At 33.5% G+C, this 14,977-nt stretch carries 12 protein-coding genes; 6 read left to right on the forward strand and 6 right to left on the reverse strand.

Annotated elements, in window-relative coordinates; all coding sequences use genetic code 11:
• The first annotated feature begins 12 nt into the window (after positions 1 to 12).
• From FGF67_RS08490 to FGF67_RS08505, 4 genes are all read left to right on the forward strand, one after another.
• Positions 13 to 2,790, forward strand: coding sequence for a SusC/RagA family TonB-linked outer membrane protein (locus FGF67_RS08490; RefSeq protein ID WP_139696721.1), 2,778 nt, complete (start codon positions 13 to 15; stop codon positions 2,788 to 2,790).
• Between the two features lie 82 nt (positions 2,791 to 2,872).
• Positions 2,873 to 4,594, forward strand: a complete 1,722-nt coding sequence (locus FGF67_RS08495; protein ID WP_233244040.1) for a RagB/SusD family nutrient uptake outer membrane protein — start codon at positions 2,873 to 2,875, stop codon at positions 4,592 to 4,594.
• 36 nt (positions 4,595 to 4,630) lie between these two features.
• Positions 4,631 to 5,497 carry a DUF1735 domain-containing protein gene (locus FGF67_RS08500; protein ID WP_158293205.1) on the forward strand — a complete coding sequence of 289 codons (867 nt, stop codon included), beginning with the start codon at positions 4,631 to 4,633 and terminating at the stop codon, positions 5,495 to 5,497.
• A gap of 243 nt (positions 5,498 to 5,740) precedes the next feature.
• Positions 5,741 to 7,180: a glycosyltransferase gene (locus FGF67_RS08505; protein WP_139696727.1), complete on the forward strand. Its 1,440-nt coding sequence runs from the start codon at positions 5,741 to 5,743 to the stop codon at positions 7,178 to 7,180.
• 35 nt (positions 7,181 to 7,215) lie between these two features.
• Here FGF67_RS08505 and FGF67_RS08510 read toward each other — a convergent pair whose 3' ends face one another.
• Positions 7,216 to 8,142, reverse strand: coding sequence for a LysR family transcriptional regulator (locus FGF67_RS08510; protein WP_139696729.1), 927 nt, complete (start codon positions 8,140 to 8,142; stop codon positions 7,216 to 7,218).
• A gap of 302 nt (positions 8,143 to 8,444) precedes the next feature.
• On the opposite strand from FGF67_RS08510, the gene FGF67_RS08515 reads away from it, so the two are divergent.
• Positions 8,445 to 9,410: a sodium-dependent bicarbonate transport family permease gene (locus tag FGF67_RS08515; protein ID WP_139696731.1), complete on the forward strand. Its 966-nt coding sequence runs from the start codon at positions 8,445 to 8,447 to the stop codon at positions 9,408 to 9,410.
• Between the two features lie 23 nt (positions 9,411 to 9,433).
• On the forward strand, positions 9,434 to 9,751 hold the full coding sequence (locus FGF67_RS08520) for a hypothetical protein (RefSeq protein ID WP_139696733.1): 318 nt from the start codon (positions 9,434 to 9,436) through the stop codon (positions 9,749 to 9,751).
• A 210-nt stretch (positions 9,752 to 9,961) separates the two neighbouring features.
• Here the strand turns inward: FGF67_RS08520 and FGF67_RS08525 are convergent, their stop codons facing one another.
• The 5 genes from FGF67_RS08525 to FGF67_RS08545 form a co-directional block, all read right to left on the reverse strand.
• Positions 9,962 to 10,504 (reverse strand): outer membrane beta-barrel protein, encoded by a 543-nt coding sequence (locus tag FGF67_RS08525; RefSeq protein ID WP_139696735.1) that lies wholly within the window; start codon positions 10,502 to 10,504, stop codon positions 9,962 to 9,964.
• 3 nt (positions 10,505 to 10,507) lie between these two features.
• Positions 10,508 to 10,981, reverse strand: coding sequence for a lipocalin-like domain-containing protein (locus FGF67_RS08530; protein WP_139696737.1), 474 nt, complete (start codon positions 10,979 to 10,981; stop codon positions 10,508 to 10,510).
• 67 nt (positions 10,982 to 11,048) lie between these two features.
• A complete protein-coding gene (locus tag FGF67_RS08535; RefSeq protein ID WP_139696739.1) occupies positions 11,049 to 11,777 on the reverse strand; it encodes a sterol desaturase family protein in 729 nt (242 codons plus the stop codon).
• Between the two features lie 14 nt (positions 11,778 to 11,791).
• On the reverse strand, positions 11,792 to 13,021 hold the full coding sequence (locus FGF67_RS08540; protein ID WP_139696741.1) for a radical SAM protein: 1,230 nt from the start codon (positions 13,019 to 13,021) through the stop codon (positions 11,792 to 11,794).
• Positions 13,014 to 14,810 (reverse strand): hypothetical protein, encoded by a 1,797-nt coding sequence (locus tag FGF67_RS08545; protein WP_139696743.1) that lies wholly within the window; start codon positions 14,808 to 14,810, stop codon positions 13,014 to 13,016. The genes FGF67_RS08540 and FGF67_RS08545 overlap by 8 nt, the downstream gene beginning before the upstream one ends.
• Between the last annotated feature and the right edge of the window lie 167 nt (positions 14,811 to 14,977).

The raw sequence follows: 14,977 nt of genomic DNA on the forward strand, positions 1-14,977 counted from the left end.
AAAATTATAAACATGAAATATTATATATTACTAGTTTTAACAACCATTACTATGGGGGTTGTTTCTGCACAGCAGAAGAATATTGATACCATAACAAAAATAAAAGTAGAAGAAAAAGTTAAACTCCCATTTGGAGAACTTAACCAAGACAAACTGGTGGGTGCCGTTGATGTCATCAAGGCAGACGCATTGTCACATACTTCTGACTATAATGTTGAATCTGCACTAGCAGGACAAGCACCAGGACTCATAATTAGTAAAGGTAATGGTGCTCCAGGTTTTGATACAACATGGATGAAAGTTAGGGGCTTATCAAGAGGAGGTAATAGCGATTCTCCATTAATTGTGATTGATGGTATTGCTAACAGATCGCTTTCTAGTATTGCCTTAGATGAAGTAGAAAGTATTCAAGTTTTAAAAGACGTAACAGCCAAAATGCTTTATGGTAGTAAAGCTGCCAATGGTGTATTAATGGTTACCACAAAACGTGGGTATAATGGAACAAAGAAGGTTTCTTTCTTTGTTGAATCTGGATTTAAATCCGCTACCGTTTTACCTGAATATCTTAATTCGGCAGATTATGCTACACTCTACAATCAAGCAAGGATTAATGATGGGCTAGATCCTGTATATACTGACCAACAAATAAGTGATTACAGAAACAACCCTTCTCCACTAAATCCAGATGTTGATTATAACAGTGAGTTCCTAAAAAACAATGCTTCTTTTACAAGGTTCAATGCTGAATTAATTGGAGGTGACGACAAAACCAAATACTTCTTAAACCTTGGTTATATTAGGGAAGATGGATTAGAAAAATTAAGAAGTCAAGATTTTAATCGTCTTAACATTCGAAGTAATCTTGATTATCAGGTTAACAAATCTGTATCTATGTTTTTAGATATAGCTGGTAGGATGGATATATGGGACAGAGCAAACATTAACAACAATGAATTCTTTAACTCTTTATCATCACACAGACCTAATGATTATGCGCTGTATGTGGGTGATTATGGAGACACGGATAATTTAGGTTGGAGCCCAAGGGTTGCAACAAACTTAGTTGGTGAATTGACCAGATCAGGCTATGTTAAAACAAATAATTACTATGCGCAAACAAACTTAGGATTAAACATTGATCTTAGTAGCATTACGAGTGGTTTATCCATAGGAGGGTATGTAACCTTTGATTTTTATAACAATGTTGGCTTAGGTAAGAGTTTACAATACTCAAGAGTTGACCCCATTACTGAAACTAGAATTGGTACAGATGTGCTAACGGGTTCTGAAAGCCGTATGGGAGATGATACAAGACAGAATTTAGGTATTGTTGGTACACTTGATTATAATAAATCTTGGGGTAAAAATGATTTACAAATCAATTTTTCGGCGCTACAACAAACACTTATTAGAAAATCGACACTTGATGGCCCAACAACCCAGCAAGATGATAAAAACATGAACTTTGGTGGACGTGTTAATTACACCTTCAATAATAAATACACTGTTGAAGGAACCGCATCGTACATGGGGTCTGATAAATTTACCAAGGCTAACCGTTGGGGCTTATTTGGTGCTGGTGGATTGGGTTGGATTATCTCTAATGAAAACTTCCTAAAAAACAGTTCTGCTGTAAATTTCCTTAAATTGAAAGGTTCTTTCGGGGTTATGGGTTATGATAATTCCTTTGACTACTTATTATATCGTGACTTCTATGTGGCTAATGGAAATTTAAGAACAGGTCCTAAAAATGCGGTTCAAGAATTTGGTTGGCGTGCGGGTCAAATTGGAAACACAAATCTTACCTTTGAAAAATCGAGAGAATTTAATATTGGCGTTGAAGCTAGTTTATTCAATAATAAGGTGGCTATTGAGGCCAATTATTTTAACGAATATCGATATGATATGCCCGCGGTACTAAATAATGCACTTCCCGATTTTACTGGAGAACTAAAACCTATTGGAAACTTTAATGAAGTTTCAAACACAGGTGTCGATTTCTTTGTAAGATATAAAGAACATATTGGCGATTTTAATTTTTCCATTGGCACAAACGTAATTTTTTCTAAGGCAGTCAATGAAGTTTTTGATGAATTGAATGAGTATGCTCATTTAAATAGAACGGGACAAGCTACAGATGCCATTTTTGGATGGCAAGCAGATGGCTTATATCAAAATGAGGCCGAAATAATTGCTGATAATGTTACGTCATCTTATGGTGAAATCATCCCTGGTGACGTCAGATTACTAAATATTGTTAATGACAAAGGAGATAATGTTATAGACCAATTTGATAGAAAAATAATTGGTAATAGTTTCCCTAGAACGCATTATGCCCTAAACCTTGATTTAGAGTATAAAGGCTTTCAATTATTTGTAATAGGGCAAGGTGTATCGGGAGTAGATAGATTTCTTAACACCAGTTATTATTGGAATGTAGGAGAAAACAAGTATTCAAATTATGCAAGTGGTGCGGCAGTTCCAGGCTCCGTAGCTGGGGCTAGCTCACCGCGTTTAACTTCTTTATCACAATCTCACAGCTACCGCAACTCGTCATATTGGCTCACTAATGGAGCATTCTTTAAAATTAGAACCATGGAGCTTTCATATAATTTTGATGAAAACGTTAGTAGCAAAATTGGAGCAAATAACTTAAAACTATTTGTTAGAGGTAACGATTTAATAACAATTTCTGATATTAAAGACTCTGATCCAGAGAATATGAATGCGGGCATCAATGCATATCCTATGTATAAAACCATTTCATTGGGTTTAAAGTTAACTTACTAAATACAGAATAGTTATGCAAAAGACAGATAATAAAGAAACTTTAAGTACTATGAAGACTAAAGATTCCATAAAAAAATATACAATGAGAAATATTTTAATTGCTTTCGGTATTTTAATTGCGTTTTCATCATGCGATGATTATTTTGATCCAAAGCTTACTAACGAAAGAAGTGAAGAGCAATTTTTGGCAAACGCAGACTATGTTCGAGGTTTACTTACCTATGCATACCGTGCTATACCGTCATCATTTGACACCTATGGTGGAGATTTTTTAGATGCGGCAACAGACAATGCTTTATCAAATGTACCTGCAGGTGGGATTAACAGAATGGTAGAAACGGATGGCTTTTGGTCTGCAGTTAGCAATCCAATTAACAACTGGCAAGGTAGATATGACGATTTGAAGAATGTTAATCAATTTATAGAAATTGGTTTAGATGGTACAGTTGTTTATTTTAAAGCTGATGAGGAAAGAGATGAAGCTTATCGCCAACGTTTAAAAGGAGAAGCTTATTTTTTAAGAGCTTGGATTCATTTTGATCTACTTAGACGTTATGGAGGAATCGATACTAGTGGAAACTTAATGGGAATCCCTTTAATCACCTCCTTTATAGACATTAATGTTGACGACTTAAATCTTTCAAGAAATACCTATGATGAATGTGTGCAACAAATAGTTGAAGATTTAAACGTCGCTATTACTAATTTGCCTTCAGAATACACAGGTAGCAATGATGATTTTGGCATTAATAACCTAGGTAGACCAACCAGTATTGCATCAAAAGCTCTTAAATCTAGAGTTTTATTGTATGCTGCTAGTCCTTCATTTGGAACATCATCTTACACCGATGCTGCTCAAGCAGCCAATGATGTTATTGATGATATAGGAACTACTTTGCCAAATGTCTATGATATTGATAACATTTCTAAAGATTACTTTAATAATGACACTAATGATGAACTAATCATGCGTCGTGTTAATGGCGGAACCAACGGAGATAATGGGCTTGAGCAAAGTAATTTCCCTCCTAGTTTATTAGGAAATGGCAGATGTAATCCATCACAAAATCTAGTGGATGCTTTTCCTATGGCCAATGGCTACCCCATTAACAACCCCTCTAGTGGTTATGACGAAAACATGATGTACAACAATCGTGATCCTAGATTTGAAATGACGGTTATTTATAACAATAGAATTTTTAAAGGACAAGCTATTGAAACTTTTCAAGGAGGAAACAATGTGCCACCTGCCCCAGGCGTAACTGTAGAAAATTCAACACGAACAGGATACTATTTACGTAAATGGATTAGCAATTCATCTAATTTAGTTCCGGGTAACATATCTTCTGATTATCACTACAATGCTTTATTACGCAAAGCAGAAGTGTTTTTAAATTTAGCAGAAGCGGCAAATGAAGCTTATGGTCCTGATGGTGGAAATCTAAATTTAACTGCAAGACAAGCGATTGCAGAAGTTAGAAGAAGAGCCGGTATAGCTTCTGGAGGTAATGATGATTATTTAGCATCAATAACAACAAAAGAGGCGATGAGAGAATTGATTAAAAACGAACGCAGAATAGAATTATGTTTTGAAGGCCACTACTTTTTCGATTTAAGACGTTGGAAAGACAATTTGAATATGCCAATTGAAGGGGTTACTATAACAAAAAACCCAGATGACTCTTTTAACTATGACAGACAAACTATTGTTGTCCCTAGCTATAAAGACTTTATGATTTATGGGCCACTTCCGTTCAATGAAATATTGAAAACTCAAAATATAACTCAAAACCAAGGATGGTAGTCAAATCAAATATATTAAACTAGAAAAATGAAGATTATGAAAAAAGTAGTATTATTAATATGCATAGGATCCCTGTTTTTACTTCAGGCTTGCTATGAAGACTATAAAGAAGATTACATATATTCTGCTACCTATTTTGCCCGTCAGTATCCAATACGTACGTTGGTAGATGAAGCAGACAAAGATATGACTCTTGAAATTGGTGCCGTTTTAGGTGGAAAATATTCAAATGATGTTAATGAACGTGCATCTTTTATTATTCAAGACACCTTATTGAATGCTGATAATTATCCGCAGTTCACAAAGCTTCCTGATAATTACTATACACTTAAAAGCAACGATATTGTTATTCCAAGTGGACAGTTCAAGGGAAGTACAACCATGACCATTAATAAAGATTTATTTTTAAATGATCCTTTAGCTATAGGTAATAACTACGCCCTTCCAATTGAAATGACGGAGTCTACAGCTGACACCATTTTGCACAGCAAACGTTACTCTGTTGTTGTGATTAAGTATTTCAACCAATACCACGGCTGGTATTATGTTAAGGGGGTAGACACGAATACTTCAGATAACACTAGTGTAACGTATTCAAACGATGACCTTGTACTAAATGAAGATGTTCTATTACAAACAACATCTAAAAATGAGCTTACTGTACCTTATGTAGGCAACCCAGATGTTTCAGGAAGAAACATGAACTTTTCTATAGATACTGATGGCTCAGTAATCATTTCTGAAGACAATGTAACAGGTACATCTGGAACTGGTTCTTATGATTCAAACACTAGAAATTTCACTCTTGATTATTCCTATACAGATGGAGATGGAGCGGTACATACGGTAAAAGACACACTTATTTACAGAAATACTGAACTTATTCTAGAAGAATGGAATTAAAACTTGAGCATTTTTAATCAATCTAATTACTAATAAAAAAGATTAATAGTAAAATTTCAGAATTAGTTTAGTTTTATTTTGTTTAGAGGCCCTGTTGTTAATGACAGGGCCTTGCCTTTAAAATCTAATTTATAGGCTTCATAATGTTAAATAATTTTTAAATCCTTATAAGGTTTTCATAATAAAAATCTGAAATGTCAATTAGTACGTAAAAGAGTAAAACTAATTGTGATTAACAGAACTATGAAAATCAGAAAACAGGACTTTAACCAGTCTAATATTTCCATAACAGCTAATTTAAACTTATTCGTACATCTATTTCAAACCAAGCTTAAAAGGTTTAAAAAAGAAAATCTTTGGGGAATTTTAGTCCTATCAGCTACTTTTTTATTAATTATTGACGCTGTTTATTTAGGTGTTATTTTACGGAAAGATATTGCTATTTATAATGCACAACGATTAAGTACTACCTTTGGGGTTGCTCTTATGATCTTTTCGATTGCTTTACTTCTTTTTAAAGGTAGTTTCTTTATTTACACACTATTCCGTTACTTTAAATACAAGCCCATTACATCTGTAAGCGATACAGAATTGCCCTCGTGTACTGTCATAGTACCAGCCTATAACGAAGGTAAACAAGTTTATGATACTTTAATGAGTCTCGCTCAAAGTGAGTATCCTGAAGAAAAATTTGAGTTGCTTTCTATTGATGACGGCAGTCAAGATGACACATGGCCATGGATGATTGAAGCAAAAAAAGTACTGGGTGACCGTTTAAAAATTCATCAGCAACCTGAAAACAAAGGAAAGCGCCATGCTTTATATTACGGTTTTAATAATGGCACTGGTGACGTTTTTGTTACCGTTGATAGTGATTCAATAGTTAATCCTGATACTCTAAGAAATTTAATAGGTCCTTTAGTGACAGATGAAACTTGTGGAGCTGTTGCTGGCAATATTCGCGTATTAAACAAAGACAAAGGGCTGTTACCTAAAATGCTAGATGTAAGCTTTGTTTTAAGTTTTGAATTTGTACGTTCTGCTGAAAGCACACTAAAATCAGTACTATGTACACCAGGCGCTTTGGCAGCATACCGTAGAGCCGCTGTTTTTAATTGCCTTCAAGAATGGATGAATCAAACCTTTATGGGAAACCCTTCAGATATTGGAGAAGATCGTGCATTGACCAATATGATTTTAAAACAAGGCTATCATGTTTTATTTCAAAGAAATGCTTATGCATATACCAATGTTCCTGAAAAATACCGCGGCCTTTACAAGATGTTTATTCGTTGGGGGCGTAGTAATGTGCGTGAAAACATTGAAATGTCTAAATATGTTTTCAAAAATTTTAGGAAGGGTTCTAAACTGGGAACACGATTACTGTTTCTGAGTCAGTCCGTTGAAATCATCATGACCTACCCTTTTTTAATTCTGATGATATTATTTATTTTCACCCACCCTATATTATTTTTAAGTTCAACCTTTTTAAGTATTTTGGTAGTTTCAACATTCCCAGTGTTATTTTATGCAAAAAGATATGATATAAAAGCGTCTTTTTGGGCGTATACCTATAGCATTTTATACACCTTTGGTTTGTTTTGGATTACCCCCTATGCCATAGCCACGGCTAGCAAAAGTGGTTGGTTAACTAGAGAATTACCAAAGTCTAATACCGTTTAAATCGAGAAGAAAAATTATTTTTGCATTGAATCTTTCTACTCGCTTTCATTTAGCCAATCAAAATGCTTATCGATAATAACTTGTTTATTTTCTTTTACATAGTTGATTAAAGATTTAGCTATAGTTGACATATTCTTGGAACTTAACCAAATCAAATTCCAATTAGTAACAATGGGCAATCCCTTCACTGGGATAATTTGCAAATCGCCAATGGTAAGCGCATTTTTAATACCAATAAGAGGCATGATTGAATAGCCTAAACCAGAAATAACAGCTTGTTTTAAGGCCTCATTTGAGGTAAGCTCCATTTTTTTATAGGTTGAAATTTTCTTAGAGTCTATAAACTTTTCCATAGCTAATCTAGTTGCTGAACCTTGTTCTCTGTATATCAAAGGAAGTTTTTGGAATTCAGACTTTGACAAGTATTTGCCTTTATGCTGGTACTCTTTACCCCCTACCATATAAAGTTCATTAGGCATAAGTTGAATTCTATTAATTTTTAACTTTTTAGGGATTGTGGAAACCATAGCAAAATCAACTTCATTATTCTCAAGAGCTTTAATTACGGAAGCCTTATTAGTTACATCCATAACAAGGTCAATACCTCGGTGTTGATTTATAAAATCAGATATAAAATAAGGCATAACGTATTTTGCCGTAGAAACAATGGCAATTTTTAATTTACCTGCTAACTCACCCTGATAAGACAATGCTTTATAATCAATAGCCTTAACCTCATCCATAATTTTTTGAGTAGCTTGGGCTACTTCCTCACCAAACTCGGTGATATAAATACGCCTCCCTACAACTTCAAAAAGTGGTATTTTAAATTGATCTTGAAAGTTTTTTAACTGAATGGAAACTGCTGGCTGTGTTAAATACAAAGCTTCTGATGCCTTTGTTACGCTTTGTAATTCGGCTATTTTTAAAAATACTTCTAGCTGGTGCAATGTATAATTCATAATTATTTTTTATGTATTTCATAATAAATATAAATAAAAATTTATGAAAAATATATCTAAACTTTGCATCAAAATTTAAAAACATGAAGAAAAGACTATTTAACCTCCTCATTAAATTCCACAACAAAATTGTACAGATTAATGATATTATTATAACTGCTATGTTTTTGTTTTTTGTAAGTCTATCGTTGAAAAACAACGGCTTATTTACGCAAGAACTGACTTTGTGTGGTTTGATTGTATTTCTAGCTGTCACCAACAAAAACCTAAATATGTTAACCAAAACCAAATAATATAACTACATGGATTTACATTTACTAATTGACAACCTAACCAACCCTGCATTACTTTTCTTTTTTTTAGGAATTATTGCGGTTCAATTAAAGAGTGATCTACAAATACCTGAAAACTCATCAAAATTCATCTCTTTGTACTTACTTCTCGCCATTGGTTTTAAAGGCGGACAGGAATTATCTCATAGCACATTTAGCTTAGAAATACTTTGGGCTTTAATTTTCGGCATCCTATTAGCTATATCTGTACCGATTTATACTTATTACATCTTGCGTAAAAAATTTAGTGTAGAAAATGCCGGAGCCATAGCTGCATCATACGGATCTGTAAGCGCCGTCACTTTTGTAACAGCCATATCCTATCTTGAAATTATGCAAATTCCATTTAGCGGCCACATGGTTGCTGTAATGGCGCTTATGGAGGCTCCTTCTATCATGGTTGGACTCTTACTTATCATGATTTCAAAGGGAGGCAAAAAGAAATCAGGCATACCCATGTCAACCGTTTTACGTCACGCACTTTTCAATGGAAGTGTATTATTAATAATAGGAAGCCTTATAATTGGGTTTCTTGCTAGCGATGCTCAAGCTGAAGGTATTAAACCATTCACCACAGATATTTTTAAAGGATTCCTTGCCGTATTCCTATTAGACATGGGAATTACCAGTGGAAGAAAACTCTCAGATTTTATAAAGAAAGGTTGGTTTGCTCTAATCTTTGCAATTTTAATTCCAATCCTCAACGGTTGCTTGGTATCTATTATTACGGCAGGCTTTGTCACTGGAATAGGCAACAGATTATTATTCGCAATCCTAGCCGCCAGTGCTTCCTATATTGCCGTACCTGCTGCCATGAAAATTGCTGTTCCAAAGGCTAGTCCGAGTTTATATATTCCAATGGCTCTTGCTATTACCTTTCCATTCAATATCACACTGGGCATGCCCTTGTACTTATGCATAATTCAAAACTTTTAATAGAACCTAAATATTTAATTACTATGAAAACATCATTGAAATCAAAAAGTAAAACCCAAAAAACATTACAACACTCCGTCAAGTTAATTGATGGTTGTTTCACCAATGCTGAGGCCAGAGATATCTTGAGTGAGATATTAGATGTTAAAATTAATTTTCACAAACTTCAACGATTGTCTAAAACTGAAGGCAACATCAATGATGCTTGCGAATTTGACAATAGCAGAATCATTGAACTTATTGATTCTAAACAGGATACTAAGACTTTTTTATCCGATCCGAAATGGAATGGTAAAACTCTAAAAATAGAAAGTACCGTTACCATTACGGTTACCGACTAATTGAATCACATTTGTATTTGTAAAATAGGTCCAACAATTTCAAAATTGTTGGACTTTTCTTTGCTTTAAACTGTAATATATATGCTATTTTCCTAATCACATTTTCTAATTGAGCCGTTTTGATTTAGACTTGGTTCCAACAAAGACTAAAGTTCTTCTAACTATTAAACGGTTGTAGAATTTCCTTTGCGAACAAAATATTTTAATCTACTAAAACCTAAAATTTAAACCTATGTTTAGAGCAGCTGAATTATAGTTGTCCTCTGCTATTGATGTATACGATAGTACTAGTGCTAGCTTCTCTTTTAACCGATACGCCATTGATGGACGCATATAAAATCCGCCATTGCTATCATTAAAAAAACCACCGTCATTATCTCCAATATAATTTGCATTTAAAGCATACCCCAGATCAATTCCTGCGTAAATAGATTTGGAAATATTAAAATTGGAAGCTACTGCTAGTGGCATAAAAACATCTGGAATTGAGCTAAACCATCCTTTTGACCCATCTCCATTACTGCCTTCTCCTAAAAAAGTAACAACACCTGTTGACGCACCTAAATTAACAACATCTGATAATGACCATAAGTAACAAACATGTCCCTGAAGGGTATACGAAAAAAGCTCCTTTGAATCTGCTAATGTAGGCCCTACACTAATTTCCACCCTAAAACCTTTTTGAGCATTTGCAACACAACAAAAAAAACAAATAGCAATTACCATTAAGTAAATTGATATTGCTTTTATCATTGTTTACAGTTTAATATATTCTTTATAAAAGTAAGACGACGCGTCATCACCGCAATAAAAAATTGGATTATACTGCCCAACTTTAACGGAATTTTTGCTGACTTTAAAATAAGTAGCCTCCTCTTCCTCCTGTCCTTCATATTTCACAAATAAAGCACCATCCATAATTTTCCATGTCCCTTTTTCCAAGACATCTTCTGTACATTTATCATCGATATACTCATAAAAATACGTTTCAACCCAAGTGCCATCGGCGTTTATAGTCAACCGCCCCTTTTGTTCACAGGATGTATAGTTTTCAACATCTTGGTCTTCACCAGAACAAACTATGACAAACCTTACGGGCTTCCAAACACCAACAAATTGACTCTCTATATTTTGCTGTGGGGTTTCTTTTTCATCGTCATTTGAAGAACATGATGAAGCAAAAAACAAAAAAAATACAGCTACATAAACTATTAAACTTTGTGTTTTCATGACTGTTTGAATTAAATTAATATATCCTATTTGATGTCACTACGCTAAAAATTTGCATTTTAAAAATTCAATCTAATTTATATTTATAAGTACCCATTAAGCGATCCCAAAATGTAAAATACAACCCGAAATTATACTTTGAATTCCTATGGTGAACATCATGATCTAATGGCGTATTTTGGAACTTAAACAATTTAAGTTGTTTTATATCATATCCTAAATGCACAAAAGTATCATAAAAAATCATCCAAGTAATAAACACCACTAAAGCCCAATTATGCCATGGTACTGTAAAAATAATTATTGGAATAATACCCATAGTTAAAATCGATTCTAAAGGGTGAAACGCAAAAGCACCCCACGTTGATGGGTTTTTAAATTTATGGTGTAATAAATGTGTGTACTTAAAAATTATTTTATGGTGCATGAGCCTATGAACCCAATAGGAATATGTATCATGTAACACCACCATAAGTAGAATACTAACCACAAAATAAACCAATCCATATTCATTGATATCCGCATAGTTTCTTGTATAACCATTTTTTAACCAATACACAAATAGCCAAATTCCTGAACTATAAATACAAAAAGTAACCAAAGAATATTTTATTTCTTGAAAGATTTGCTTCCTGTTGGGATGTGCCTTTTGAATTTTAAGCGATTGATACTCTTCTTTTTTTATAATGTACAGCCAAAAATACGGCAATCCAGCAACTACCATGTATCTAGCAACTAATATTACCATCAACAGAAACCATAATTTAAACACCGATAACTCTAACAACGTTTCCATAATACATTACTTGATTAATAGATTGAACATCCTTTTTTTGACAAATTAGCTAAGGCTAGATTAAAATCCTTACTTAAAATATTCCCTGAATTAGTATGACAAAAATTGCAGGCATTTAAATTTCCTTTTGCGTCAATATAAACACTCCTGTTTCCACCTGCAAAACACCCTTGTCTTCGTTGATAATACCCATGATAACTAATTATAGGGAAATCTAGAAAGTCATTAGAATAATTCATTTTAACAAAGAAGGATTCTAAGATTTTAAGATTATCATCTGATAGTTTTACATCTCTACCTTCAAAGTGTCCAACTGGTTTTGGCTCTAAATACTGTACAAAATGCACCCCAATGTTTTTAGCCAGCAACATATACTTCATCAAATTTTCTTCACTAACAAAGTCATTGGTTATACATACAGAAAAGGCTACAACCATATTATTTGCAATAGCATTTTTGGCACCTTCTAGCGCCCAATGATAAGCATGCTTAAACCCTCTAAAACTGTTATGCATTTCCTCATCAAAATGATCTAAGCTTATGAATATTCCAGTTAAACCAGCTTTTTTCAATTGTTTTGCCTTGCTAAAAGTAAGTCGATACCCCGATGTATTAATCCAAATATTTGAATTCTTATTGGCCTTGTTCAATAGGTTAATTAGTAAATTAATTTTTAGCAAAGGTTCACCTCCTGTTAAATGAATCTGGCCTGTCCCCATATTTTGTAATCTAGAAATCACCTTCAACAAATCTTCTTCATCTAGTTGATCTTTCTGGTTTAGCGTATCCCATGTATAACAATGATCACATTGTAGGGCACATTTATGGGTTATGGCCAAGTGCACATGGTTAAATCTTAATCCTGCACCCTTTATTGGTTTAAAATAATTTAATTCAGAAGTGATAAAACGACGGTAATTGTCATCAAAATATCCAGGCGTATATAAGCCAATATAGTACTTGCCGTCTACCTTAACCATTTTCTTTAACTTAAAATTACCGAGAAACTTTTTTCTCAACTGAATAAGGTATCTAAGTCCTAAATACCAGTTTAAAGGACTCTTGTATGCTTTTAACAAGATACCGAAAAGCGAACATCTAATGACAAACAACCACAAGGTTTTCTGTAACCCAGATATGGTTTTACATTGAGCGCTATGATTTTTATAACTTACATTCTTAAATGTAGTTGACTCCATCATAAACGTTTGTTTACTTACAGAAATTGTGGTTACTTCATTCATGATACGCCACTTTTTTTGAATTAAAATTCACAATATCAAAATAGTATTGTTCTGAATACTTGGTAAAAACATTATCCTTTCTAAATTCTTTCAATCGTTCAAAATCTGGAACACCTTTATAATCCCGTATATAATTATAATAGCCTCTACTTAGTAAAAACAAGGATTCCTTAGCTTCCTTATTATGTCTATGGGTTTGAAATGAAACCGTAACCTCATCGCCAATATTAGGTTGTACCAAATAATTTGCGTCTTTATATTTTAAAAGTTCTGTAATGTCCTTACCTTTTTGATTAATAGCCGAGTTAGGCTTTAAATATTCTGAAATTAACCTCTCGTTTTCCGAATAATCTATTGCTACATAGTCTACTTCCCAGAACATAAATCCTGTTTCTAATTTAATTTGAATAGTTTCTTTATAAACATCATCCAGTGGTATTGACACAACAATATCTCTAGTTGCCATTGGTCCTACAGTATTGATATTTTGTACCAATTGCCACCCTTTATCTGTTTTTAGATAAACTGAAAGGGGAATATTTTGGGCTTTTACCCAATTTTCTATAGATACCTTAGAAACTTCTTGTTGTCTTTTTTGAAACGTATTGTAGTATGAACCAAACTGCTCATTAAACTTCCCGTACATATAATCTAACCAAACAGAATTTTTGGCTGTTACATATAACTTGGCGTTTTTACAATGGCTTGGTTTTTCAAAATCAAAAACCACTTGTCTAGTACTATTTTGGTTATTTAAAGCTGTATTAAAGGCATAAAAATCATTATCCTTATGCAATGCAGGCTGTATCTGTTCATATCCATCATCCATTGTAACTCGTTTAGGCGCTATCAAATTCTTAAAAGTATGAGGTTTACCTTGATGGTCTATCAAGACTTCTATATCCTCGTTATGCGTAAACCGAATCAATTGTACAACATCCGTATATTGCACTTCCTTTAGATGGTTGGCTATTTTTATATTATACTCCCCGTTGTCACCTAGAATATTAGGAAGCGCCAGGTAATCATCTCGTTGCATGTTTGAAGTAATGGTTCCAGGGTAAAGCTCTCCAGTAAAATAATAGCCTTCATTATGCTTTACATAAACAAAAGGACAAGAGCTTTTAAGCGCAGCCACCAACAAGGTTACAAAGGCAATAGTACCAAATGTACCTGCCAATACATTTGCTATTGACCGCCCCGTATTCTTATCATTAATAGAAACCCGTTCTACATCTGAAAAAGGGATACTTACATTTTGGTAGTCATTGAAGTTTGAACTATTGTTCAAATAAAAATGCACCTCATTAAGTGGTGTTTGCTTTGATGGTTTATAGCGATGAACTCGCTTAGTATCTCGAGTAGCAGTATATGTTTGAACAGAATCTTTTACCTCATCTGTGCTTTCGCTACGATTCTTATTCGATTTATTTTTTAATCCTTTATTGGGATTTTTTTTTGAAACCTTTTTTTCAAACTGATGTTTTGATGAAACAGGAGCCAAAACACCACTAATTGTTTGCTCATCTTCATTAACTACAATCTCATTTAAATGCCATTCTAAATCCTTTTGATGTAGAATAGCATACTTATCTTGCTCATTAAAATTCTTGATAGTGCCTGAAATAGTTTCTTTAGTGGTTGCAACATCCTTAACAGTGTAATAGGAACATGATATAGAAAGATTTATAGTAGCGAATGAAAAAAGTACTGCTATTTCTCTTGTATATTTTTTACATAATTTAAGAGGAACCCAACCATACATACAATTGTTATTTTTTATATTCATGATAGAAGCTTTTAGTATAGGTTGACATGTTTAATTCAATTTGACCATTTATATTGATACTTGCCAACAAGTATTTTGGCCATACTTACATAAGTAAGAACGGGCTTTAGGTTTTAATGCAAAGACCTAAGTACTTGTAACCTTTGTACCATAATAATCTGAAAATA

The sequence above is a fragment of the Allotamlana fucoidanivorans genome (genome assembly GCF_006265225.1).
GTDB lineage: Bacteria > Bacteroidota > Bacteroidia > Flavobacteriales > Flavobacteriaceae > Allotamlana > Allotamlana fucoidanivorans.